General features: G+C 67.0%; 16 protein-coding genes. 5 read left to right on the top strand and 11 right to left on the bottom strand.

The annotated features are described in order from the left end of the window. Positions 1-10: 10 nt before the first annotated feature. The 5 genes from F1609_RS26050 (at position 11) to F1609_RS26070 (ending at position 8,061) form a co-directional block, all read left to right on the top strand. A complete protein-coding gene (locus F1609_RS26050) occupies positions 11-1,621 on the top strand; it encodes an acyl-CoA ligase (AMP-forming), exosortase A system-associated (protein ID WP_167079559.1) in 1,611 nt (536 codons plus the stop codon). Beyond that, positions 1,618-2,853 (top strand): pyridoxal-dependent decarboxylase, exosortase A system-associated, encoded by a 1,236-nt coding sequence (locus F1609_RS26055; protein ID WP_167079560.1) that lies wholly within the window; start codon positions 1,618-1,620, stop codon positions 2,851-2,853. Before F1609_RS26050 ends, F1609_RS26055 begins: the two co-directional genes overlap by 4 nt. 100 nt (positions 2,854-2,953) lie before the next feature. After that, the gene (locus F1609_RS26060) at positions 2,954-4,801 is read left to right on the top strand and encodes an asparagine synthetase B family protein (protein WP_167079561.1); all 1,848 of its coding nucleotides are present in this window, start codon (positions 2,954-2,956) and stop codon (positions 4,799-4,801) included. Positions 4,802-4,807: 6 nt separating this feature from the next. After that, positions 4,808-5,974: a DegT/DnrJ/EryC1/StrS family aminotransferase gene (locus tag F1609_RS26065; protein ID WP_167079562.1), complete on the top strand. Its 1,167-nt coding sequence runs from the start codon at positions 4,808-4,810 to the stop codon at positions 5,972-5,974. After that, on the top strand, positions 5,971-8,061 hold the full coding sequence (locus F1609_RS26070; RefSeq protein ID WP_167079563.1) for a GNAT family N-acetyltransferase: 2,091 nt from the start codon (positions 5,971-5,973) through the stop codon (positions 8,059-8,061). Before F1609_RS26065 ends, F1609_RS26070 begins: the two co-directional genes overlap by 4 nt. Positions 8,062-8,065: 4 nt before the next feature. On the opposite strand, the gene F1609_RS26075 is transcribed toward F1609_RS26070, so the two are convergent. The 11 genes from F1609_RS26075 to F1609_RS26125 form a co-directional block, all read right to left on the bottom strand. Then, positions 8,066-11,317, bottom strand: a complete 3,252-nt coding sequence (locus F1609_RS26075) for a hypothetical protein (RefSeq protein WP_167079564.1) — start codon at positions 11,315-11,317, stop codon at positions 8,066-8,068. Between the two features lie 591 nt (positions 11,318-11,908). Beyond that, entirely contained in the window at positions 11,909-13,366 is a 1,458-nt protein-coding gene (locus F1609_RS26080) for a lipopolysaccharide biosynthesis protein (RefSeq protein ID WP_167079565.1), read from the bottom strand. After that, positions 13,363-14,643, bottom strand: a complete 1,281-nt coding sequence (locus F1609_RS26085; protein WP_167079566.1) for a glycosyltransferase — start codon at positions 14,641-14,643, stop codon at positions 13,363-13,365. The genes F1609_RS26080 and F1609_RS26085 overlap by 4 nt, the downstream gene beginning before the upstream one ends. Continuing rightward, positions 14,640-15,752, bottom strand: coding sequence for a glycosyltransferase family 4 protein (locus F1609_RS26090; RefSeq protein ID WP_167079567.1), 1,113 nt, complete (start codon positions 15,750-15,752; stop codon positions 14,640-14,642). Before F1609_RS26090 ends, F1609_RS26085 begins: the two co-directional genes overlap by 4 nt. Continuing rightward, the gene (locus tag F1609_RS26095) at positions 15,749-16,678 is read right to left on the bottom strand and encodes a glycosyltransferase (protein WP_167079568.1); all 930 of its coding nucleotides are present in this window, start codon (positions 16,676-16,678) and stop codon (positions 15,749-15,751) included. Before F1609_RS26095 ends, F1609_RS26090 begins: the two co-directional genes overlap by 4 nt. A 35-nt stretch (positions 16,679-16,713) precedes the next feature. Continuing rightward, complete coding sequence (locus F1609_RS26100) at positions 16,714-17,895, bottom strand: glycosyltransferase family 4 protein (RefSeq protein WP_167079569.1); 1,182 nt, start codon at positions 17,893-17,895, stop codon at positions 16,714-16,716. After that, positions 17,892-19,106 carry a TIGR04063 family PEP-CTERM/XrtA system glycosyltransferase gene (locus F1609_RS26105; RefSeq protein ID WP_167079599.1) on the bottom strand — a complete coding sequence of 405 codons (1,215 nt, stop codon included), beginning with the start codon at positions 19,104-19,106 and terminating at the stop codon, positions 17,892-17,894. Before F1609_RS26105 ends, F1609_RS26100 begins: the two co-directional genes overlap by 4 nt. Before the next feature lie 17 nt (positions 19,107-19,123). Continuing rightward, positions 19,124-21,028: an XrtA/PEP-CTERM system amidotransferase gene (locus F1609_RS26110; protein ID WP_167079570.1), complete on the bottom strand. Its 1,905-nt coding sequence runs from the start codon at positions 21,026-21,028 to the stop codon at positions 19,124-19,126. Next, a complete protein-coding gene (locus tag F1609_RS26115) occupies positions 21,016-22,164 on the bottom strand; it encodes a TIGR03088 family PEP-CTERM/XrtA system glycosyltransferase (RefSeq protein WP_167079571.1) in 1,149 nt (382 codons plus the stop codon). Before F1609_RS26115 ends, F1609_RS26110 begins: the two co-directional genes overlap by 13 nt. Next, positions 22,161-23,708, bottom strand: a complete 1,548-nt coding sequence (gene xrtA / locus F1609_RS26120) for an exosortase A (RefSeq protein ID WP_167079572.1) — start codon at positions 23,706-23,708, stop codon at positions 22,161-22,163. The genes F1609_RS26115 and xrtA overlap by 4 nt, the downstream gene beginning before the upstream one ends. After that, the gene (locus F1609_RS26125) at positions 23,708-24,925 is read right to left on the bottom strand and encodes a TIGR03087 family PEP-CTERM/XrtA system glycosyltransferase (RefSeq protein WP_167079573.1); all 1,218 of its coding nucleotides are present in this window, start codon (positions 24,923-24,925) and stop codon (positions 23,708-23,710) included. The genes xrtA and F1609_RS26125 overlap by 1 nt, the downstream gene beginning before the upstream one ends. Positions 24,926-24,927 lie beyond the last annotated feature (2 nt).

Here is a 24,927-nt window from a genome sequence, read left to right on the forward strand (position 1 = left end):
CAAGGTTTCAATGAGTGACTTGATCCACGACTTCATCTTCCGCTCTGCCGGCCGCTCCCCACAAGCGGAGGCGCTCGTTTATGGCGGCCGCCGTCTGGATTACGCAACACTTGCGGATTCCGTACGGCAAGTCTCGACAACCGTGCTCGGCCTTGGACTGGGCCGGGGCGAGCGGCTTGCGGTGTATCTCGAGAAAAACATCGAGAATGTGGCCGCCATGTTCGGCGCCGCCGCCGCCGGCGGCGTGTTCGTGCCCGTCAATCCCCTGCTGAAACCCGAACAGGTGGCGTATATCCTGGCCGACTGCAATGTGCGCATCCTGGTCACCTCGGCCGACCGCCTGAAACTGCTGGCCGGCGCCCTCGATGCCTGCCCGGACCTGCACACCGTCATCGTCACCGGCAACATCGACAACGCGCCCGCCCTGGCCCGCATCAAGGTGTTGGGATGGGACGCCGCTTTGGAAGCAGCCGAAGCGGCCACCCCGGCGCGCAATATCGACACCGACATGGCGGCGATTTTGTACACCTCGGGCAGCACCGGCAAGCCAAAAGGCGTGGTGCTATCCCACCGCAACATGGTGGCCGGCGCCAACAGCGTGGCCAGCTACCTCGGCAATACCCCGGCCGACCGCATCCTGGCCGTGCTGCCGCTGAGCTTCGACTATGGCCTGAGCCAGCTGACCACGGCGTTTTCGGTCGGCGCCACCGCCGTGCTGATCAACCACCTGCTGGCGCGCGATATTCTCAAGGCGGTGCAAGCCGAACGCATCACCGGCCTGGCGGCGGTGCCGCCGCTGTGGATCCAGATCGCGCCCCTGCCGTGGCCGGCCGACTGCACCCTGCGCTACCTCACCAATTCCGGCGGCGCCATGCAGCGCCCCACGCTCGACGCGCTGCGCCAAGCGCTGCCGAACGCGCAGCCATTCCTGATGTACGGCCTGACCGAAGCCTTCCGCAGCACCTACCTGCCGCCGGCCGAACTCGAGCGCCGTCCCGACTCGATGGGCAAGGCGATCCCGAACGCCGAAGTGATGGTATTGCGAGCCGACGGCAGCGAATGCGACCCCGGCGAAGCCGGAGAACTGGTGCACCGAGGCGCGCTGGTCTCGCTCGGCTACTGGAACGACCGCGCCAAGACCGCCGAGCGCTTCAAGCCGGTGGTCTCCGTGCATCACGGCCTGACCCTGACCGAAATGGCGGTATGGTCGGGCGACACCGTGCGCAAGGATGAAGAAGGCTTCCTGTACTTCATCAGCCGCAACGATGAAATGATCAAGACCTCCGGCTACCGGGTCAGCCCCTCGGAAGTGGAAGAAGTGGTCTATGCGCGCGAGGGCGTAGCCGAAGCGGCCGCCATCGGCCTGGCCCACCCGACCCTGGGCCAGGCCATCGTCGTCATCGCCCACCCGAAGGAAGGCAGCGGCCTCACCGCCGACAGCCTGCTGGCCGCCTGCAAGCCGCACCTGCCGGCCTACATGCTGCCGGCGCGCGTGATCATCGCGCCCGAGAGCCTGCCGCGCAATCCGAACGGCAAAATCGACCGCAAACTCTTGAGCGTACAAATGGAACAGCTGTTCATGCAAGCACCGACCGAAGCCAACCCGAAGGCCGCACAATGAGCGCCCCCCGTCCGCAACACGCGCCGCTGGCGCAATTCGAGGTCGAGGGCGATTGCCTGCAGATCGGCGGCATGCCGCTCACGCGCCTGGCCGAACGGGTCGGGCGCACGCCCTTCTACGCCTACGACCGCGCCAAGCTGACCGAAAGGGTCGAACTGCTGCGCCGCCACCTGCCGCCCGAGATCCATCTGCACTACGCCATGAAAGCCAATCCGATGCCGGCCGTGGTCCAGCACATGGCCACCCTGGTCGACGGCATCGACATCGCTTCCGGCGGCGAACAGCGCGTCGCCCTCGACACGCCCATGGCGCCGCACCTGGTCAGCTTTGCCGGCCCCGGAAAGAGCGACACCGACCTTTCTTGCGCGATCGCCGCCGGCGTCACCCTGAACATGGAGTCCGAAGCGGAGATGGAGCGCATCGCCGTCATCGGCGCTCGCCTGGGCCTCACGCCGCGCGTGGCGGTGCGGGTCAATCCCGACTTCGAACTGAAGTCGTCCGGCATGAAAATGGGGGGCGGGCCGAAACAGTTCGGCGTTGACGCCGAGCGCGTGCCCGCCATGCTGGGCCGCATTGGCGAACTGGGACTCGACTTCCAGGGTTTTCATATCTACAGCGGCTCGCAAAACCTGAAAGCGGCATCGATCCAGGACGCCCACGAAAAAACCTTCGCGCTGGCGATCCGCCTGGCCGCGCACTGGCCCGGTCCCCTGCGCACGCTCAACATCGGCGGCGGCTTCGGCATTCCCTACTTCCCCGGCGAAGAACGGCTCGACCTGGCCGCCGTGGGCGAGAACCTCAAGCGCATCCTGCCCGATGTGCGGCGCGCGCTGCCCGACACCGAGATCGTGATCGAACTGGGACGCTACCTGGTGGCCGAAGCCGGCATTTACGTCAGCCGCGTGATCGAGCGCAAGGAGTCGCGCGGCCAGGTCTACCTGGTTACCGACGGCGGCCTGCATCATCACCTGGCGGCGTCCGGCAACTTCGGCCAGGTGATCCGCAAGAACTACCCGGTCGCCATCGGCAACCGCATGAACGCCGACGAGCGCGAGACGGTGTCCGTGGTCGGCCCGCTGTGCACCCCGCTCGACCTGCTGGCCGACCAGATGGCGCTCGCCAAAGCCGAGGTGGGCGACCTGGTGGTGGTGTTCCAGTCGGGCGCCTACGGCCTGTCGGCCAGCCCGGTCGCGTTCCTCAGCCATCCCGTGGCGCTGGAAGTGCTGGTCTGATGCCATAATCCGCACTCGATCCGTAATCAACCATTAACGCCACCACCAACACCAACGCAAGCGCGAGGACAGTAATGAACCAATTTTCCGGGAAGCCGCAGTGAGCGGGCTGTGTGGCTGGATCGGCCACGGCGCCAGTGCCGCTGACAACCAGGTCCTGATCGCGTCCATGGCGGCGCCGCTGGCCGCCTTCGACCAGAACGCCATCAGCACCGTGCAGGCGGCGCGCAGCGCGCTGGCGGTGTCGGCGCGCGCGGCCAGCGCCCACGTGTTCCACGGCGACGGCCTGCTGGTGGCCGTGTGGGGCGAACCGGAACTGGCCGACGGGTTGGCCGACGGCCTGGCCGACGAATTGGCCCAACGCGTGGCGCGCCTGTGGCGGCGCGACCCGGACGCCGTCTGCGCCAAATTGAAAGGCGCCTTTGCGCTCGCCATCCTCGACGAGGCCAAAAGCGATGCCCTGCTGGCGATCGACCGCATGGGCACCCACCAATTGAGCTACCAGACGGCGGGCCAGGCGCTGGTGTTCGCCACCTCGTCGGACGCGCTGATCCGCCATCCCAAGACGCCGGCGGCGATCGATCCGCAAGGCTTGTACAACTACGTCTACTTCCACATGGTGCCTGCGCCGGGCACCGTGTACCGCGGCCAGCAACGCCTGCTGCCGGGCGAATGCCTGCGCTTCAGGAACGGCAGCGTGGAAAAGCGCGCCTACTGGCGCATGGTGTTCGACGAACAGCCGCAGCACGCGTTCGAGGACCTCAAGCAGCAGTTCCGCGACCTGCTGCGCAGCAGCGTGCTTGATGCGGCCGGCAAGCAGCCGTACGGCGCCTTCCTCTCCGGCGGCACCGACAGCTCCACCATCGCCGGCATCATGCGCGAAGTGAGCGACCAGCCGGTCAACACCTACTCGATCGGTTTCGAAGCCGAAGGCTACGACGAAATGTCGTACGCGCGCCTGGCCTCGAAACATTTCGGCACCAGCCACCACGAATACTACGTCACGCCCGACGACGTGGTGGCCGCCATTCCGCGCATCGGCGCGGTGTTCGACCAGCCCTTCGGCAATGCCTCGGCGGTGCCGGCCTTTTACTGCGCGCGCCTGGCGCGCGCCGACGGCGTCACCCGCATGCTGGGCGGCGACGGCGGCGACGAACTATTCGGCGGCAACGAGCGCTACTCCAAGCAGCACGTGTTCGCCCTGTACGACAAGGTCCCGGGCCTGCTGCGCAAGGCCCTGCTGGAACCGGCCGTCTTCAACTTCCCGGCCGGCGAGAAGCTCAAACTGATTCGCAAGGCGCGCAGCTACATCGAGCAAGCCTCGCTGCCGATGCCGGCGCGCCTGGAAACCTACAACCTGCTGGGCCGCTTCGGCCCGGCGCAAGTGTTTACCGCCGGCTTTTTGGCCAGCGCCGACACCGGCGCGCCGCTGGCCAGCCTGTCGCACACCTACGCCCAGAACGACGCATCGAGCCTGATCAACCGCATGCTGGCGCTCGACCTGAAAGTGACCCTGGCCGACAACGACCTGCCCAAGGTGATCAAGGCGTGCGAGCTGGCGGCCATGGAAGCGGCCTTTCCGTTCCTGTCGGACCAGATGGTGGCCTTCTCGGCGCGCCTGACGGCCAAACAGAAACTCAATGGCACCCAGCTGCGCTACTTCTTCAAGGAAGCGCTGCGCGGCTTCCTGCCCGACGAAATCATCACCAAGCAAAAGCACGGCTTCGGCCTGCCGTTCGGCGTGTGGCTGCAAAAGCACAAGCCGCTCCAGCAGCTCGCGCTCGACAGCCTGTCCGACCTGAAGAAGCGCCAGATCGTGCGTCCCGAGTTCATCGACGCGCTGCTCGGCCAGCACTTGGACGAGCACGCCGGCTACCACGGCACCATGGTGTGGGTGCTGATGATGATGGAACAATGGTTCAAACAACGCTCCGCACCGCAAAGCTGATTACCGATGCCCGAATACCAGCGTTTCGACGCCGTAGCATGTGAATTCCCCCGCCCGCGCGTACCCCTGTTGCCGGCCCTGCACTGGGCCGACATCGGTTTCGGCGGCGGCACCGTCGCTCCCGCCCTGATCGACGGCACCGCCGTGCGCCACTTCGCGCGCGGCCGCTACGCCATGCACGCGGCCTGCCAGGCCGGCGGCATCGGCCCCGGCACGGTCTTGCTGGCCCCGTCCTACCACTGCCGCACCATGATCGACCCGGCGCTGGCGCTGGGCGGCACGGTGCTGTTCTATGCCGTCGACAGCGACCTGACCCCGCGCGTGGACAGCATCCGCGCCCTGCTGGCGCCGCGCGACCACGGCATCAAGGCGCTGGTGCTGCCGCACTACTTCGGCTTCGAGCAGCCGCCGGCCTTGCTGGCGGCGGTGAGCGCGGTGTGCCGCCACCACGGCATCATGCTGATCGAAGACTGTTCGCACGCCTGGCAAGTGGCCGCCAAGCGCGCCCAGACCGGCCAGGCCAATGCCGACCATGTGCTCATGGCCAGCCCCTACAAGTTTTTCGGCTGCGAAGACGGCGGCGTGTTGTGGGCCAACCCGGCGCTGTTTCCGATCACGCCGCCGGCCAAACCGGGCCTGCTGCGCGAAATCAAGGCCTTCAAGTCGGCCTGGTCGCGCAACCGCGCCGCGCATGCCACGGCCACCGCCGCCGAGCCGCGCGACCCCGCCTTGCGCGGGCACGACATCCTCGAGCGCCACGACGGGCCCTCGGCCCAGTACGAGCCGGCCATGGAAAACAAGAACAGCCTGGCCCTGTCGCGCTGGGTGATGCGGCGCACCCGCATCGCACCGCTGGTCGAACGGCGCCGCCGGCATTACACCCAATGGCTCGAAGCGGTGGCCGGCGCGCGCGGCGGCCAGGCCCTCATGCCCGACCTGCCCGACGACTGCGCCCCCTATATGTTCCCGATCACAATCGCCGAGCCGGACCCGGTGTTCTACCAGTTAAAGCATGCCGGCATGCCGATTTTCCGCTGGGATGACATGGCGGTGTCGAGCTGCACGGTGGCGCGCAACTACCGCCTGCACCTGCTGCACCTGCCCTGCCACCAGGGCCTGTCGGCGCAGCAGATGGCGTGGATGACGGCGCTGGTCTCGAAAGCGCTGGCATGAGCGGCTGGCGCGGCGTGCCGCTGCAACGCTCCCTCGGCGAGCACGGCGCGGCCTGGGATGAACTCAATGCGCGCCTGTTCGGCGACCATCCGCTGCTCGGCGCGCTGTTCATCGACGGCCTGCTGGCCCGGTTCGGCGACGGCAGCGAGCAGCTGTGGACCTGCCGGCGCGACGGCCGGGTCGAGGCGATGTGCATCCTCAAGCCGCGCAACGCCCTGGTGTGGGCCAGCTTCCTGCCGGCCCAGGCGCAGCTCGGCGCCACCCTGATCGCCGACGCCGCCCTGCTCGACGCGCTCTCGCACAGCCTGCCGCCGCTGGTAATCCAGCTCGACCTGCTGTGCAACGACCCGCACGTGGGCGCGGTGCTCGACGGCCCGGTGCCGGGCCAGCACCTGCTGAACCACGCGCGCACCATGCGCATCGCCCTCGATGGCAGCTTCGCGGACTACTTGTCGGGGCGCGCGCACCTGCAAAACAATATCAAGCGCTACCAGAAACGCGTGCTCGAGAACGGCGTGGTCAAGCACCATGTGTACATCCTCGACCCCGCCGCCATGGAGGCGGCGGTGGACCGCTACGCCGCGCTCGAAGGAGCCGGCTGGAAGGGCCGCAGCGGCACCGCGGTCGGCGCCACCCCGGAGCAGCACCAGTTCTACCGCGACCTGCTGCGCCGCGCCGCCGAGGGCGGCAACGCCATGGTGTGCGAGCTGTGGCTGGACAACAAGCTGGCCGCCTCGCGCCTGCTGCTGCGCCGCAACGGCATGTACGTGATGCTCAAGACCAGCTACGACGAGAGTTTTTCGGACTACTCGCCGGGCCGCCTGCTGCTGCGCGGCGTGATCGAACACGCGTTCGCGGCCGATCCGGGCGGCTCCATCGAGTTCTACACCGACGCCGACTCCAATCTGCTCGAATGGGCCACCGGCCAGCGCTGGATCCGCCACCGCACGCTGTACCGCTGGATCGCGGCCGAAGCGCTCAGGGTCTCGCTGCGCGCCTGGCGCAGCAAGCCGCGCGTGCAGGAAGGCCTGGCGGTCGAGGTGTTCCACCATCCGGATGCGCTGGCGCCCGACGTGCAAAGCTTCATGACCAAGGCCGAGAAGCAGAACGTGGCCGGCGGCCTGGCGTGGTACCGCAACCTGGTCGACACGGTCTACCCGGCCAATCCCGGACTGCGCTTCTACGTGCTGCGGCGTGGCCAGCAAGTCATGGCGGTGCTGCCGCTGCGCGCCGAAAAAACCGGCGGCGCCTGGCAACTGAGTTCATTGTCGAATTTTTATACCAGTCTGTACGAGCCGGTGCTCGACCCCGGCCTGAAATCGCGCGAGATGGTGATGGTGCTGGTGGCCATCCAGGACGAATTCCCCGGCCTGGGCTCGCTCACGCTCACGCCGATGGACCCGCAGTCGCACGCCTACCAGACCATGCTGGGCGCGATGCGCATCAAGGGCTGGCTGGCGTTCGAGTATTTCGCCTTCGGCAACTGGTACCAGCCGATCGAGGGCGACTGGACCAGCTACCTGGCCGCGCGCGGCGGGCAGCTGCAAAACACCATCCGGCGCATGGGCAAGAAGTTCGCCAACGAAGGCGGCACCCTGGAAATCGTCACCAGCGCGAGGGACTTGCCGGTCGCGATCGCAGCCTACGAAAAAGTGTACGCGGCCAGCTGGAAGAAGCCCGAGCCCTTCCCCGCGTTCATGCCGGCGCTGATGCAGGCCTACGCCGCCAAGGGCTTCCTGCGCCTGGGACTGGCGTGGATCAAGGGCGAACCGGTGGCGGCGCAGTTGTGGATCGTCTCGTACGGACGGGCCGAAATCTACAAGCTGGCCTACGACGAAGGCTTCAAGGCCTTTTCGCCGGGGACCTTGATCACCGCCATGCTGATGGAGCACGCGATCGACAAGGACAAAGTCACCGAAATCGATTATCTGATCGGCGACGATGCCTATAAAAAGACCTGGATGAACCACCGGCGCGAACGCTGGGGCATGGTGGCGTACAACCCGCGCTCGCTGCGCGGCCTGCGCGGCCTGGCGCGCGAAGCGGCCGGCCGCGCCGCGCGCGGCGTGGCCGGCCGGCGCACCTGACGACTTATGCCGAAGTACGGATGAAGAAAATGTTGTCCTTCCCGTTCGGCATGAGCATGAAACCGCGCAGCGCCGGCACGTAGCGGAAGCGGTTATGCACCCCGGCCCCGCTGCTCTCGGGCGGACGGGTGCGCCCGGCCAGTTCGAACATGCTCATGTCCCAGGTGTTGCCCGCGTTCGGCTTGATCACGTAGATGCGCCCGGCCCCCGCGCCCTGGCCGCAGTAGAACAGGAAGCGGTCGTTGGCCGGATCGTAATCCATGCCGGCGTAGGTTGGCTTGTCGGCCTTGAAGCTCTCCAGCGCCGCACTCGGATTGAACGACACCGAGATCTGCGCCGCGCCATCGAGCGGCACGCGCGTGGCGAACACCCCGAGCGTCCCGTATCCCATGCCGTCCGCCCAGTTCAGCGAAAACAGCTGGTTGCGCTGGGGGTCGTGCGCGATCGGCCAGCGGATCGTATCGTTGGTGCGCTGCTTGATCGGCTCGCTCCAGGTGCGGGTGGCCGCCGAAAAACGCGCCAGCCCGGTGCTCCAGACGTCACCCGTGGAGCGGATCACGACCGCGCCCAGGTGGCCGGTCGGAATGTCGGCCCAGGTGCCGGCGGCATCCCAGGTGTTCGTTTCCAGGTCGAAGCCATCGACGTTGTGGAAGGAGTGCGCGTTGCCGTAGGCGGCGCGCACGCCGAACGTCATGATCCGGTTCAGCTGCGGCACGTAATGCGCGGTGCTGTACAGGTGGCGCGAGGTCGGCTTGCCGTCGGCGTAATAGGCCACGTCGATCGCGGTGCGCGCGCTCTGGCCCTGGCGCAGCTGCCACGACGGCGCATTGTCGGTCAGGCGCAGCGACACCACGCGGTTGTCGGGCGAATCGAGGTGGCCGCCGGCCGCCGCGATCAGGATTTCGTTGCTGCGCTCATTGAAGGCGATGCCGCTGTAGGCATGCACTGCCGAGCCGCCCGCGCCCGCGGTGCCGGCGATTTCGATCCACTCGCCCAGGCCGGTGCCGGCGAACCAGGACGGATCGCCTTCCTGCGGCGTGCTTGGCACCGGCAGCGGCGTGGCCGGCACGTACTGCGCCGGTTTCACGCCCCACACCGGCTTGACGTCGAAGGCGGCGCGCAAGGCGCCCCAGTTGGTCGCGCGCGTCATGCGCTCGTACGCTTCGCGCGCACCCGGCACGCCATGGCGCACCGCATAGGCGATGGCCGGTACCAGGTTGCCCCACATGGCGCGCTCGCCCGGCATGTATTCCCCGGCCAGCACGCCTTCGGTCTTGCCCAGCCAGGCCGGCGGCGTGGCATACGTGGCCTGGTACACCTCGGCCTCGGAGCTGTACCACGGGCCGGTGCCGTTATCGTAATCGGGCCTGGCGCTGGGCGAGATGACCATCGTGTACGGTACCGCGTTGACGTACCAGAAAGCGTCCCTGGCGCCGAGCCGGCCGACCGCGCTGCGCGCCTTCCAGGCGAAGAAGGCACTGAGCTTGGCGCTGGCGGCGGCCGACAACGGCAAGCCAAGCGAGACCGAATAGCCGAAGGCCGCGGTGACGAAATCCTGCTGCCACGGCGAACCCATACGGATGGTGCCGTCGTAGCCTTCGCCCGGCTTGATCCAGCCGAACGGGTTGTTCGGACGGGCCACGTAACGGCCGTGGAAGTGTTCGATGTTCGCTTCCACCGAGGCGATGAATTCGGCGCGCAGCTCGCGGTCGTCGTCGGGCGTCACGCACAGGGCCTGCACGCGGGTGCGCCAGTCCCACGCGCAGCTGCGGGTCTGCCAGGCCGCGACGGCGGTCTGCACCAGGCCCTGGCTGCCGGTGCGCAGTGCGGTATTGTCGCCATTGCCAAGGTAGTTGGCGGTGGCGGCGAACTGCACCTGCTCCATGAAGTAAAAGCGGCCGGTGGCCAGGTAGGCGGTAAACCCGACCGAGGGGCTGTGCGCCACATCCCAGCTGGGCGGATTGCCGCCGGTGGCGACCGGGGTGTACTGGCCGTTGGTGGAGCCGCCGGTATCCTTGAAACCATGGCTGGCGCGGATGTTCAGGGTCGGATGGCTGGAAAAGCGCAGCGGACGGTTGGTGCTCTCGTCGCGGTAGTGCAGGCCGTAGCGGCCGGCCGAAAAGCCGTTGCGCACCACGCCGGCGAAGGTGGCCGGGGAGTCGGACACCAGGAACAGCACGTCGTGCTGTGGCAGCAGGCCGATCGGATCCTGGTAGCCGGACGACGCCATGCTGTCGCTGTCGTAGGTGAAGTTACCCGCCTGTAGCGGCGTGTAGCTGGCCGCCAGCGCTTTCACCGCGGCGGCATCGGCAGCCACGCGCGCCTGGTACGACGGCACCAGTTCGGTCGCCTGCAGGTACACCGGATTCTGGCGCGGCACCACGCCGGGATCGGCGCCGCCCCAGTACGACAGGGCGGTCCCGCTGATCAACGGCGTGCGCTGGTGGTGTTTGAGGTCGATCGCGGCCGACATGCGCAGGCTGCCATTGAGCGAAAACGTGTAGGTGGCCGCCTTGTTCGACGGCGCGGCCACGCGCAGGTAGCCGTTTTCGATCCACGGCAGCACTTCCAGCGCGCCGCTGGACCACAGGCGCACTTCGAGCCAGGCCACCAGGTGCGGGTCGCTGCCGACCGGCTTGCGGTAGATCCAGGACGACATCAGCGGACCGCTGACCCAGGCCTTGAACGGGCTGTCCCAGTCGGCGCCCTGCCAGCGCACGGTGCCGAACGCGCCGCAGCCGATTTCGGCGACGGCGCCGCTGGTGCGCAGGCGCGCGGTGTCGATCGGGCTCTCGCCCGCCGGGACCGCGATCACGCCCAGGTTGACGGTGGTGCCGTCGGCCGTGGGCAAGCTGGCCTGGCCGGAGAGCAGCGCGAATTTGAGCGAGCCGTCCGGCCACACATTCTTGACGTTGACCTGCAGCGCGCCCTTGTCCGAGCCGAGCGTGCGCCCGGCCGGCACGTCGCCGCGGCGGAAGGCGAAGCCGAGGCTGAACGGCACCGAAGCCTGGCCGCTGGTACTCACGACGGTAAACGAGGCATTCGGGACCGGCGCGCCCGGCTGCGGCGCGACCGGCGGCGGCCCCTGGTCGAAGGGACCCGAGGCGGTGCTCTGCACGCCGCCGGCGGCGGTCGAGGTGGGCGCGGCTGCGGCGCCATCGCCGCCGCCACCGCCGCCACCGCAAGCGGTGAGCGCGCCGGAGGCGACCAGCATGGTGGAGCGTCGGAGGAAAATACGGCGTTGCAAATCAGTCATGATGGTTTCTTCGTAATAACAGTGAAAAGAGTGCTATTAACGCGGCGTCGCTCGTTCTTTAAACAACCCCAATAGCGCGGCGATGAGTTCGATTGTTGCGGTATGGAAACAGCATTCTAACCGTATATTTACCCCGCATGAAATGGCGGTTCGCAAACAAAACGGAAAAAACGGCTATTTATTTTCGCGGAATGATTGAATGGCAATGATTATAAAATTGCCGAATAGGAATAACAATGAAGGCTTGGCCAATATTACCGCCGGTATAATTGGATAGCCGGTTTGGCATTATCAGGCGCTGTGCCGCTATATTAACCGGGCTCGGCCTTAATTAACAGGGTTGTCATGCAGGGAGGGTGGTTCCAGCGGCTTGCCCGGGCGTGCGCACGGGCGGGAGGCCCGGCTGGCAGCGGGCGCATTATCGCGCCGCGTGATTATCCGCCGGTCCATTCCGTCAATACCCGGGATGGCCGGATTTGACTACGCTGTTCAATAACTAAGTAGTAGAAAAACGCAACGGTAATAACGCTTTGACAATCCGCGCGGCGCGTGCCGGATTATCAACGCCGGGCGCGTGCCGATAAAGTCCGGTCAGGCCGTGGCCGTCTTGCCGCGCGCCTGCACGATGGCCATGAACTCGCGGTACAAGGGATGCCGGAACGCCCATAGCAGTAATGGCCAGGCCACGCAAGTGGCGCCGGCGGCGCTAAAGAAGGCGGCGTGGCCGAGCGCCTGGCCGGCCGGACGCAGCCAGATCACCAGCGCGATCGCCGGCGCCAGGCTCAGTAGGGCGAGCATCAGGTTCATGCACACGTTGCGCAGCAGGGCCCCGAAATCGGTCGGCAGGCGGCGCTCTTTGAGCGCATACCAGTACGGCACGCTGACCAGCGCCATGACCATGAAACCGATCGCGAAGTACTCCAGGTTGCGGTAATAGAAGACCACCAGGCACAGGGCGATCGCCTTGACCGGCTGGATCACCAGTTCGGCCGTGGCCACCAGTTGCGAGTGGCCGGCGGCCAGCAGCACGGTCGGGGTCAGGTTGATCATGGCGCTGGCGGCGCCGGCCAGGCAAAAGAACGGCACCAGCGGCGCCGACTGGTCCCACTGCGGCCCGAACATCAGGCGCAGCACTTCGAGCGGGAACAGCGCCGCGAAACCGTAAAAGGTCCAGGCGATGGCGGTGACGTTGGTGACGCTGACGACGTACTTTTCTTCCAGGTTGTCGTCGTTGCGCACCGCTTTCGAAAACGCCGGATAAGCCACATTGCGCACCGCGCCCATGAAGTCGCGGTGGAACAGGTTCATCAAGCCCTGGGCGCGGCTGGCGATGGCCACCGCCGAAAAGCCCATGATCTTGCCGACCGCCAGATCGTTGATGTCCATCGTGATCGAAGTGATCACATTGGCCACGGTGAGCGGACCGCCGAACTTCATGATCTCGCGCCACTTGGTCAGGGCGGGACGCAGCAGGCGAGCGGCCGCGCCCACATGCCAGATGCCGGCCGCGATGATGGCGTTATTGAGCACCGCGCCGAACGCCAGCGCATACGCGCCCGCGCCCTGCCACGCCATGAGCAGGGTGGCGATGGTCGAGAGCACGGCGGCGGACAGGTTAATCCGCATCACCGACTGGAAATTGAGCTCCCTGCGCAGCAGCGCCAGGCACACCGAATTGAAGGGCAGGATCAGGAAGTTGAGCGCGACGATGCGGGCGATGGTGGTCAGGCTCTCTTCATGATAAAACGCGCCGATCAGCGGGGCGCACAGCTGGATCAGCAAGAACAGGCCGGCGCCGAGGATCAGGGCCAGGCCCCAGGCGCTGGCGATGTATTCGCCGGTGAGTTCTTTTTTCTGGATCAAAAAATTGACCAGCCCGAAATCGCGAATGACCTGGGTGACGCTGATGATCGCCAGCGCCACCGAAAACAGGCCGACCTGCTTGGGCGTAAGCAGGCGCGCCAGCAGCACGAACGAGACCAGGTTCAGGGCGATGCCGAGGTAACTCTCCAGGAACGAGAACACCATCGCGCGGCGCACGGTACTCATGCGGCGCTCCGCGGGTGCTGGACGATGGCGTCGAGGGCCAGCGCCAGTTTGCCGGTCAGGCTGGCGCGCGTGTACCTCGCCAGTTCGCTCGGAATGCGCTCTGAAAAGATCGCGCCCGGGCCGCTCTGGCACAGGGTGGCCAGGATATCGGCCAGTCCCTCCACGTCGCCCGGATCGGCGCGCCGCGCACCGCCCACTTGCGTGAGCGTCTTGGCCACTTCGCTGACCGCCTGCGCCGACGCCAGGATCGGACGAGCGCTGCCCAGGTATTCGAACAGCTTGCCCGGCATGCTGGCGTGCTCGTAGACGCCTTTCGAGACCGGCAGGTACAGGACGCTGGCGCCCGACATCAGCGCGGTTGCATCGGCATGCTGCACGCGTCCGCGTTCTTCGACGATGTCGTCGATGCCGTATTCACACGCGGGGCCGGGGGCGTAGCCGGCCACCACGATCTGCAGGCGCGCCAGATTCGGCGTGCCGCGCTGCTTGAGCAGGCGCACCGCCGCGTACAGGTCGTCCGGGCCGTAGCCGGGGCGCCATACGCCGGTGTAGACGATGCGCACGTGCCCGCTGGCCGGCGCCGGCGCGGCGGCTGGAAAGTCGGCTTCGTTAAAACCGTTGGTGATGAAAAAACGGTTCTTCGGCAGCAGTTCCTGCGGCAGCAGGCCGAGAAACGATTCGGTGGTGGCGATCACGCCGGAAGCTGCGCGCAGCACGCGCCGCTCCAGGCCGGGGTTCAGGCGCCGCTGCAGCCAGCTGGTCTTGTCCCACTCCACCTCGGCCGGCTTCCACAGGTCGCGGTAATCGACCACGAACGGCACGCCGGTGCGGCGGCTGACCTTTTCGGCGATCAGGAACGAGGACCACGGCCAGCCGGTGGCGTAGATGGCGTCGAACGGTTCCTGCGCATGCAGGCGCACCGCGTGTTCGACCGCCAGCGGAATCCAGCTGGCGCATTCGTCGGGCACGTTCCACAAGCGGCGCACGCGCCACTCCATGGCGCCGGCCAGGCGCTGCGGGTCGACCAGGCTGGCGAATTTTGCCGCGATTTTCGGCGCCATATGGCGCGTCCACAGGGGCGCGCGCTCGATGCGGGTGCCGGGCCGCACTTCGTCCAGCAGCGAGGCGTCGCAGTGCTGGGGGTCGGGACTGTCGACCGTGAGCACGGTCGGGGTCCAGCCATGGTCGGGCAAATGGTTGACGAATTCGAGACTGCGGCGCGTCCCCGAATTGAAAATCGGCGGATACAGATAAGCGATGACCAGCACTTTCTTCATCGGTCGGCACGCACTTTGCGGTACACCGCCAGGTGGCTGGCGAAACTCTCGGACCAGGCGAACTTGCGCACCCATTTTGCAGCGGCGGCCACCATCGGCGCGCGCTGCTCGCCCAGGCTGCCGGCGCGGTCCAGCGCCGCGACCCAGGCCTCCAGGTCGTGCGGCGGCACCACCATCGCCAGCGGGCCAATCAGCTCTTTCAAGCTGCCCAGGGCGCTGAAAATGACCGGCACCCCGGCCGCCTGCGCTTCCAGCGCGGGAAAGCCGAAGCCTTCGTACAGGGTCGGATACAGCACCGCCTGGGCGCCGCGATACAGGGCGCGCAGTTCGGCGTCGGACAAGAATTCGGCAAACAGCACGCGGCCCTGCAAATGCGGCGGCAGTTCGGCCAGGGCCGTGCGGCGGGCGGCGGCGCCGAAGCCGCAGATGACCAGCTTCAGGTCCTTCTGGGCGCTGGCGGCGACCACTTCCATCGCCCACTCGGCTCGCTTGCGCTTCATCGGCCCGCCCAGGTAGACGGCATACGGCGACGCGCCGATGCTCTGCGCCAGTTCCGCGTGCATCGCACTCTGCTCATTGGTGAAGTAGGCTTCATCGATCCCGTGCGGAATCACCGTCAGCTTCGGTTCCAGCCACGGCCAGCGCGCCAGGATGTCGGTGCGCGAGCATTCGCTGATGGTGATCACGTGCGCGCATTTTTTCAAGGCCGCCGGAATCGTGTGGTCCCAGTACAGGCGCGCGCCGAGCGTGTCGGCCCGTTCTTCCCACGCCAGCGTGTCGTGCACCGTTACCACCGTGGGCTTGGGTTGCCACAGCGACAGGGCGCCTTCGGTGGCGTGCAGCAGGTCGATATCGAGTTTGCGCAGGCGCAGCGGCAGGCCAAGCTGTTCCCAGGCGCGAAAGCGGTCGCCGCGAAAGGTGAACACGTCGGTTTCCAGGTTGGCGCCGGGCGGCGTGACCATGCCGTGGCGGTCGTCGTCGCCGAACAGGCGCCAGTGCATCTCGGGATGCTCCTTCGAGTGGCTGAGCAGCTCGTACACGTACTTGCCCATGCCGCGAATATGTTCGGTGTTCAGGCAGCGCGCCACCAGTCCGATATTGAGTGTCATGCTTTTTCCTTTGATGGCGACAGCGCTTTCAGGCCCGTCTTGACCAGAACTTTCCAGCCCGGTACGTGGGCGGGGTCGGTGCGCAGCGCGGCAAAGGCGGCGCGGCGCGCCTGGCCCAGGTTGCGCGCTTCCAGGTGCGCGCCGGCGAAGTCGCTCCAGCTCTTGGCCAGCATGCGCCGTACCGCGCCGGCATTGCCGGTGCGCCCGTCCGGCGACTCCAGGCCCCAGCGCCCGAGCGCCTGGCCGATCACGCGCGCACGGTAGTTTTCGGCCGGCGTGGCGCGGGTGATGCTGGCCGGGTGCATGCGGTACAGCGCGTACGGGCGCGCCACGCGCACAATCGGCGTGATGCGCGAGGCGCGCAGCCACAGGTCGTAGTCTTCGCCCAGGCGCAGGGAGGTGTCGAAGCCATTCAATTCGGCCAGCAAGGTGCGCTTCATCAGCACCGTCGAGGTCCACACCACGCAATCGAGCAGCAGCTGCGGATAGATCCAGCCGGAGGCGCCACGCCAAAGCGCACTGTCGCCCGCCTCGTCCTGCAGGCGCGCCAGGTAGTCCTGCGCCGGCTGCGGCACGTCGCTCGGCCACACCTTCCACGCGGTGTAGCACATGCGGCACTCGGGCAGCGCCGCCATCTGCGCCAGCTGGGCCGCCAGCTTACCGGGCAGCCAGATGTCGTCGGCGTCGATGAACGCGATCCACTCGCCGCGCGCGGCGGCAATGCCGGTATTGCGCGCCGCCGCCACGCCGGCGTTGGCCTGCTCGACGATGCGCACCGCCGGAAAACCCTTGCGCACCAGCGCCACCGACTCGTCGCGCGAGCCGTCGTCGACGACGATGATCTCCAGCGTGATGTCTTTTTGCGCCAGCACCGAGGCGATGGTCGCGCCGATGTAGCGCTGCGCGTTGTAGCAGGGGATGATCACCGATACCAGCGGTGTCGCAGTTAACGGTGAACTTCTCAGCGGCATGGCTGTTTCCCCACGATCGCGTTAAAGAGTTTGAGCTGGCCGGCGGTGGTGCTGTCCCAGCTGAACTGCTCGGCGTAGCGGCGCGTATCGTCGTGCGCCGGATAATCGGCGCGCAGCGCGTTGACGGCATCAAGCACGCCCTGGCGGCTGCGTTCAATCATCAGCACCCCGGCGGCCGGCGCCGCCACCACTTCCGGCGTGCCCCATACGCGGGAAGCCACCACAGGCGTACCGCAGGCCATCGATTCGAGCAGCACGTTGGCCCACCCTTCGCGGCTCGACGCCAGCACCAGCGCGTCGGCGGCGCCGTAGTAGCGCGGCAGCTCGGGCTGCGGCACGGCGCCCAGGAAGCGCACGCGCTCTTCGACCTTCAGTTCGCGCGCCAGCGCCTGCAAGCGTGCCAGTTCCACGCCGCTGCCGGCGATCAAGAGGGTCACGCCAGGCAGGTGCGCCAGTGCGCCGATGGCCAGGTCATGGCCCTTCAATTCCACCAGATGGCCGACCGACAGCAGGGTAAAGCCACCCAGTCCGAGTTCGCGGCGCAGGCCAGCGCGGTCGCCCTGGTGGAAGCGCTGCAGGTCGACGCCGTTGCGCAGCGGTGTGATGGTGGCCGGGTCGGCGCCCAGTTGCACCAGCTCAGTCTTGAGCGCGTCGCACACGGTGATGACGGCGGCGGCGTTGGCGGCGGCCCACTGGATCATCTTGCGCGGCTTGGCAAAGTTGGGAATCAGGCTGATGTCGGACCCGCGCGCGGTGATCACCACCGGTTTGTTGAAATGCTTGCCCAGCTTGACCGCCGCCACGCCGTCGGGATAAAAATAGTGGGCGTCGATCAGGTCGAAGTCGAATCCCTCGTCGAGCATGCGCCCCACCGTGGCCCTGGCGGCGTTGGCCAGCAGCGCCGGCGCCAGATTCATGCCGATCTTCGGAATGACCGGATAGCGCGGGTGCAGCACCGGCAGGCCGAAGCGCTCCTCAACGGCGGGGACGCGCGCAAAGTCGCCGTACTGGCCGAAACGCTTGCCCGTGAAGGGAAACCACGGCACGGGTGCGACCACGCGCGCCTCCACCTGGCCGCTGGCGACCAGGTGGCGCAGGCGCGTTTCGACAAAGATGGCGTGGTTCGGCTTGACCTGGTTCGGGAACAGCGTCGTGAAGGTCAGGATTTTCATTGGTCGCCGGGGCGCTTGAGCGAGCCGTACACCTTTTGATAGCGCGCCACGCTCGCGGCCCAGGTGCGCTCGCGTTCCACGAAGGCGCGGCCGTTGGCGCGCAGCGCCGGCCAGCGTTCCGGCGCGCCGAGCAGGTCGAGCACCTTGTGCGCCAGCGCGGCCGGGTCGCCGGCGGCGAACAGCACGCCGGTGCGGCCGTCGTCGATCAGTTCGCGGTGGCCGCCCACGTCGGAGGCGGCCAGCAGGCGGCCCTGGGCCATCGCTTCGAGCGGTTTAAGTGGCGTGACCAGATCGGTCAGGCGCATTTTCAGGCGCGGGTAGACCAGCACGTCGACCAGGTTGTAGTAGCGCTGCACCTGATCGTGCGGCACGCGGCCGGTAAAGATCACCTGCTCCGCCACGTTCAACTCCTGCGCCAGCGCCTTGAGCGCCGCATCCTGCGGGCCGCCGCCGACCAGCAGCACGCGGATGTCGGGGTTCGCCGCCAGCATCGACGGCAGCGCGCGCAGCAGCACGTCCAGCCCTTCGTAGGCGTAGAACGAGCCGATGAAGCCGAGCACCGATTTCCCGATCAGGTGCAGGCGCGAGGCCAGCGACTCGTCGCGGGCGCCGTCGACCTGAAAATCGGCCACATCGACCGCGTTCGGGATCACGGTGATTTTCCCGGCCGGGATGCCGCGTCCGACGATCTCGGCGCGCAAGCCTTCGCAGATGGTGGTGGCGGCGTCCACCCGTTTGAGCGCATAGGTTTCCAGCGCGCGCGTCATGCGGTAGCGCAGGCCCCATTCGCGGCTGGTGCCATGGTCGACGGCGGCGTCTTCCCAGAAGGCGCGGATTTCGTACACCACCGGAATGCCCAGGCGGCGCCCCACGCGCAGCGCGGCCACGGCATTGAGCGCCGGCGAATGCGCGTGCAGCACGTCGGGCTTGATATCGCGGGCGACATTGAGCAGGCGGTCTTCCAGCACGTCGATGACGGCAATCTGGTTGAACACCGGCAGGCGCGAGAGCGGACCTCCAGCGGCGGCGGTGCGGTAGAAATCGAGGCCGTCGACATGCTCGAAGGCGGCCTGGGTCATGCCCTGCTTCGGGCTGGTGACGTGGAAGGTCTGCCAGCCCAGGATGCGCTGTTCGTTGATGATGGCGCGCGTGCGGAAGGTGTAGCCGCTGTGCAGCGGAATCGAATGATCGAGCACGTGCAGGATGCGCAATGGTGCGCCCTCCCCCGTCATGCCCCCGCTCCCAGCAGCTCTTTACGCAGGAAGGCTTCGAACATCAGGAGCGTCCAGATCGGGGCGCTGTAGTCGCGCCGGCCCGACTCGTGCTGTTCGACCATCTCGGTCAGGTAATCGATGTTGAAGATGCCAGTTTCCTTGAGCGTGTCGCCCAAGAGCGAATCGCGCACGCGCTGGCGCAGCGGGCCGCGGAACCAGCCGGCCAGCGGCACCGCGAAGCCCATCTTCTTGCGGTACAGAATATCGTGGGGCAGATACTGCTCCAGGCTTTTCTTGAAGATGTACTTGCCTTCGCTGCCGCGCAGTTTCATCTCGGGCGGCAGGCCCGAAATCCATTCCACCAGCTTGTGGTCCAGCAGCGGCACCCGCACTTCGAGCGCGTGCGCCATGCTGGCGCGGTCGACCTTGGTGAGGATGTCGCCCGGCAGGTAGGTTTTCATGTCGAGGTACTGGATCATCGAGAGCGGATCGTCGGTCGGCGACTTGGCCGCATGGCCTTTCATCACGTCGATCGCGCGGTAGCCCTGCAACCGGGTACGGAAGGCGGGCGTGAACAATTGCGCGCGCATGGCGTCGGACATGATCGAGACGCCATGGAAGTAACCCTCGACCAGGTCGCGCGAGAGCGCTTCGAAGGTGGTCTTGGCGCGGAACATGCGCGGCGCCCAGTCGGCCTTGGGATAGTATTTTCCGAGCGGCCCGAAGACCAGCTTGCGCAGGCCGGTCGGCAGGCGCGAACGCACGCTGTCTTCGGCCATGGCGTAGCGGTAGCGGCGGTAGCCGGCCAGGTTCTCGTCGCCGCCGTCGCCCGACAGCGCCACCGTCACGCGTTTTCTCGCCAGCTGGCATACGCGATAGGTCGGAATGGCCGAACTGTCGGCATACGGCTCGTCGTACAGGTCGGCCAGGGTATCCAACAGCGCGTAGTCGTCGGTGTCCACGGTTTCGGTGTGGTGGTCGGTCTTGTACTGGCGCGCCACCTGTTCGGCGTATTCGGATTCGTCAAAGGCCTTGTCGTTGAAGGCGATCGAGCAGGTGTTGACCGGGTCCTTCATCAGGCCGGCCATCATGGCGACGATGGCGCTCGAATCGACGCCGCCCGAGAGGAAGGCGCCGAGCGGCACTTCGGCCTTGAGGCGGATCTTGACCGCTTCGCGCAGGCGCACCACCAGTTCACCCTCGGCGTCGGCCTGGCTCATGGCGCCGTGCAGCTTGAACGGTACGTCCCAGAACTGGCGCGGCTGCGGGATCGGCTGGCCGATCTTCACGGTCAGGCAAAAGCCCGGCGAGAGCTTCAGCGCCCCACTGTAGATGGTTTTCGGCTCCGGCACGTAGCCGTAGGCGAAGTAGTCTTCGACCGCGCGCGGGTCGATCGCGCGCGGCAGGCCCGGATGGGCGCGCAGGGACTTCAGTTCCGAACCGAAGATGAACATCCCGTCCGGCAGCACGGCGTAGTAGAACGGTTTGACGCCGAGACGGTCGCGCGCCATGAACATGGTCTGCTTGACCCGGTCCCACACGGCGATGGCGAACATGCCGCGAAAGCGCTGCACGCACTCCTCGCCCCAGGCCGACCAGGCGTGCACGATGGTTTCGGTGTCGCTCCTGGTGCGGAACACGTAGCCGAGCTTTTGCAGTTCCTCGGTCAGCTCCGGGTAATTGTAGATTTCCCCGTTGAAGACCACGCCGACATTGCCTTCGGCGTTGAACATCGGCTGCTGGCCGCTCAGGATGTCGATCACCGACAGGCGCCGGTGGCCGAAGCCGACCCCGGGCTCGGTGTACACGTCGCCCTCGTCCGGACCGCGATGGTGCTGGGTTTCGTTCATGCGCTTGACCAGCGCCGGGTCGATCTCGCGCGCACCGCGCGTATCAAAAATACCGACTATTCCACACATGATTTCGCACTCTTCCTGAATTGTTTTTTATGTTCGCACAAGGCGTCGTACAAGGATTCGTAAGCGGCCACCATGGCCGCCATGTTGTAGTGGCGCTCGATGCGCGCGCGCCCGGCCGTGCCGTGTTCCAGCCTTAATGCGGCATCGAGCGCGTAAGCTTCCAGCGCGGCGGCCATGGCCGGCGCGTCGGACGGCGGCGCCAAGAGGCCGGTCACACCCTCGGCCACCACTTCGGGCACGCCGCCCACGCGCGTGCCGACCACCGGCAGGCCGCTCGCCATCGCTTCCAGCGCGGAACCGGGCGTGCCCTCGGCAATCGAGGACAGCGCAAAGATATCGAAGCCGCGCAGGATGTCGGCCACATCAAGACGCGCGCCCGGCAGCCAGACCAGATCGGCCACGCCGGCCTGTTCGGCCTGCGCCTGCAAGGCCGCCAGCAGCGGCCCGCCGCCGACGACCGCCAGGCGCACCTGCGGCAGGCGCGCGTGCAGCAGCACGAAGGCGCGCAGCAGGGTCGCGTGGTCCTTCACGTCCTGGATGCGCCCGACAGTGCCGATGACGATGGTATCGAGCCCGAAATGACGGACCGCGCTGCCCTGCGGCGTGAATTTGTCGGCGTCGATGCCGTTCGAGAGCAGCCGGCTCTTGTTTCCGGCCACGCCGATGACCTGGCGGGTCCAGGCCAGCATGTCGGCCGAATTGGCGTAGCAGCAGTCGTAGAACGGCACCATCAGGCGGCGCAGCATGTTGTGCTTGCGGTTGCGCCCTTGCGGGTCGCCCGCGTCGCGCCCATGCAGGCCGTTGATGCGCACCGGGACCCCGGCCAGCATCGCCGCCGGGGCGTATTCGACCGCCGACAGGTTATAGGTATGCAGGATGGTCGGGCGCAGGCGGCGCAGCAGTTTGAACAGCGCCGCGTGGGTGCCGAGCGACAAACCGGGCTGCTTGTGCAGCGCGAACAGCTCCACCCCGGGCTTGGTGATCTTGTCGGCGAAGGCGGTGTAGCCGGTCAGGCACACCACCGCGTGGCGGTAGTGGGTGGCCGGCATGCGGTTGATGCGCTCGACCAGCAAAGACTCCAGCCCGCCGAAGTCGAGGCGGTAGATCAGGTGGACGACCAGGGGAATATCAGTCATCTATGCCTCGTGTTGGCGGCCAGCGCGGCCTCGATCGCGGCCAGGTCGCCCTTGAGGAAGGCGCGCATCGCCACCCGCGCCGGCTCCGGATTCTCGTCATACATGGCGAACACCATCACGGCGGCGCCGTCGTCGCTGGCGTGCAGCAGCTTCTGGCGGATCTGCAGCAGCTTGCCGACGTAGTCGTTGCTGGTGGTGCTGCCGTCGATCCAGTACCAGTGCCACACCAGCATCTTGCCGTCCGGGCCGGACATGGTGCTCTCGCGCACCCGCAGGCTGCGCGTGCCGATCGCTTCGTCGCGCACCACTGTGGTCACGGTGCGCCACACCGGGGCCGCCACCGGCGACAGGCGGTTGGTGGTGGTAATGAGCTTGGTGCCTTCGGGCGGCTTGCGGTAGTACAGCAGCTTGACGCCGACGCCGACGCCATCCTGCGCATGGAACTGCTGCAGTTCGGCGTTCGCTTTCGGGAAGGCCGGGGTCCAGTCGACGAACGCCGGGCCGCGCGGCGCCACGGTGGCCACATCGGTCAAGACCACCGGCGCGGGCGCCGCTTCGGTCTTCTCCAGGTAATACTGGTAAGCGGGCCAGACGCCAACGCAGGCGATGATCGCCAGCGCGGCCGGCAGCAGTTTGCCGATCGGCGCCGGCGGCGCGTCCGGCAGGACCGGCGACGCCTCCACTTCGACGGCAGGGGCAGTATCTTCGCGCCAGATGGCGCCGATCCAGAACAGCAGGAACATCACGATGCCGAAAAAGATCCAGCCGTAGATCAGATGGTCGACGCCGACCGCCAGGGTCATGCCGCTCAGGTGGCCGATCATCACGATCAGGTAGGCGCGCGCGCCGTTGGCGAAAATCGGCACGATGATCGAGGCCAAGATGAACAGGGCACGGCGCCAGGTGCTGCGATAGGTCAGGTAGGCGTACAGGCAGCCCAGGGTCACCGACGAAATCAGGTAGCGCACGCCGCTGCACGCTTCCACCACCGACCAGTTGCCGCTCGGGATACTGAAGTTGTTCCCCTCGCGGAAAACCGGAATGCCGGTGGCGATCAGCGCGTCGACCGTGAAGTTGGCGGTCATGCCGATCAGCGGTTCGATGAACACGTCGCCGAACGGCACCGCGAACAACAGGAACGCCAGCGGAAAGGCCAGGCTGCGCGCGATCGGCAGGCCGAGGATGGCCAGCGCCGACAGGGGCAGCATGGCCACGAACGCGTAGTGGCGCACGATCTGCACTTCGCCCATTTCGCCCAGCAGCCAGGCGGCCCCGCACGCGGCCAGCAGCGGCAGCGCGGGCCACCACGGCGCTACCTGCATGCTGCGCAGCAGGTCGCGCCGGCCCCAGATCAGCCACAGGCTGATCGGCAGGATCACGTAACCGTGCGCGAAGGTGCCGGAGCTGTCCCAGATATTGACGATCGACGCCGCCGTCTTGAAGTAGGCGAGCAAGGGAAACAGCAGCACGGCGCCGATCAGGAGCGACTGCAGCACATACGAACGGGCCGGACGCACCGGGTTGAGGGCAAGACCTTGATCCACTATGCGCTTTCGACAGACAGTTGTTCCAGCAGCGAGACCACCGGCGCCAGGTTGCTCGCCCAGCCGTAGCGGGTTTCGACGACGCGGCGCGCGGACGCGCCCATTCCGGGGCGCGGCGTGCTCAAAGCCTGGCCGATGGCGGCGGCGAACTGCGGCGCATCGTGCGCCAGCAGCAGGTCGCGTCCCGGTTCGGCGGCGATGCCCTCCAGCGCCTGCGGCGAGACCACCACCGTCTTGGCCATCGACATGGCCTCCAGTACCTTGTTCTGGATGCCGCGCGCAATCCGCAGCGGCGCCACGCACAACGCGGCGTGCGCCACGAACGGGCGCACGTCGGGCACGGTGCCGGTGACGGTCACGCCGGGCAGCGCAGCCAGTTGCAGCACCTCGGCCGACGGCCGCGCGCCGACGATGACGAATTGCGCCGCCGGATGGCGCGCCAGCACCGAGGGGAAAATCTCGCGCGCGAACCAGCTCACCGCATCCACATTCGGCCAGTAATCCATGGCGCCGCAGAACACCAGCGCCTGCTGGCCGGCCACGAACGGATTCGGGTAGTCGAGCGGCGCAGGCTGCGGGTTGAAGTAGTCGGTGTCGACGCCATTATTGAAAAAACCGATGCGTTCGGCGCTTTCGGGCGCCAGCTCGCGAAACAGCGCCGCTTCCGGCGCCGAGACGAACAGCGCGGCGGCACTCTCTTGCGCCACCTTGCGCTCGTAGCGCAGCAACTGGCGCGCTTCGTGCGCGTACAGCATGCTCATGGGCCAGGACTTCTGCACGGCGTACTGGCGCCATTTGTCCGAATCGACATCGCAAAAGTCGACCACGCGGCGCGCCTGCGGGTACGGCTCGGCATACTGCGCCATGGCCGACGAAAACACCAGCACGCGGTCGATCTGGTGGGCCGCCATGGTCTTGCCGACCCACTCGCGCAAGCCCTTGTCGCGGTAGTAGTCGAGCGAAAGCGAGCGGTTGGCCAGCAGCGCGCCCAGGCTGCGCACGCGCGCCATGGCCGGATCGAGACGGGCGAAGTGGCTCGACGCGCACAGGGCCTGCACGCGCGGCAGGTGCTGCCAGTCGTCGGCATCGTCCACGAACGTGGCCAGGTGCACCTTGTAATGGCGCGCCAGGTGCTTGAGCAGGTGATACGAACGGATCTTGTCGCCCTTGTTGGGCGGGTAGGGAATCCGGTGGATCAGCAGCAGCAGGTCGTCCACGC

The sequence above is a fragment of the Massilia aquatica genome, from assembly GCF_011682045.1.
GTDB classification, from domain to species: Bacteria; Pseudomonadota; Gammaproteobacteria; order Burkholderiales; family Burkholderiaceae_D; genus Telluria_A; species Telluria_A aquatica.

Bases quoted from the DNA above. Each gene is read 5' to 3' on its own strand.
- F1609_RS26080 (WP_167079565.1), bottom strand. From the start codon at position 13,366: ATGAGTACCGTGCGCCGCGCGATGGTGTTCTCGTTCCTGGAGAGTTAC.
- F1609_RS26070 (WP_167079563.1), top strand. From the start codon at position 5,971: ATGAGCGGCTGGCGCGGCGTGCCGCTGCAACGCTCCCTCGGCGAGCAC.
- F1609_RS26115 (WP_167079571.1), bottom strand. From the start codon at position 22,164: ATGACTGATATTCCCCTGGTCGTCCACCTGATCTACCGCCTCGACTTC.
- F1609_RS26065 (WP_167079562.1), top strand. From the start codon at position 4,808: ATGCCCGAATACCAGCGTTTCGACGCCGTAGCATGTGAATTCCCCCGC.
- F1609_RS26055 (WP_167079560.1), top strand. From the start codon at position 1,618: ATGAGCGCCCCCCGTCCGCAACACGCGCCGCTGGCGCAATTCGAGGTC.
- F1609_RS26075 (WP_167079564.1), bottom strand. From the start codon at position 11,317: ATGACTGATTTGCAACGCCGTATTTTCCTCCGACGCTCCACCATGCTG.
- F1609_RS26085 (WP_167079566.1), bottom strand. From the start codon at position 14,643: ATGAAGAAAGTGCTGGTCATCGCTTATCTGTATCCGCCGATTTTCAAT.
- F1609_RS26050 (WP_167079559.1), top strand. From the start codon at position 11: ATGAGTGACTTGATCCACGACTTCATCTTCCGCTCTGCCGGCCGCTCC.
- F1609_RS26100 (WP_167079569.1), bottom strand. From the start codon at position 17,895: ATGAAAATCCTGACCTTCACGACGCTGTTCCCGAACCAGGTCAAGCCG.
- F1609_RS26110 (WP_167079570.1), bottom strand. From the start codon at position 21,028: ATGTGTGGAATAGTCGGTATTTTTGATACGCGCGGTGCGCGCGAGATC.
- F1609_RS26090 (WP_167079567.1), bottom strand. From the start codon at position 15,752: ATGACACTCAATATCGGACTGGTGGCGCGCTGCCTGAACACCGAACAT.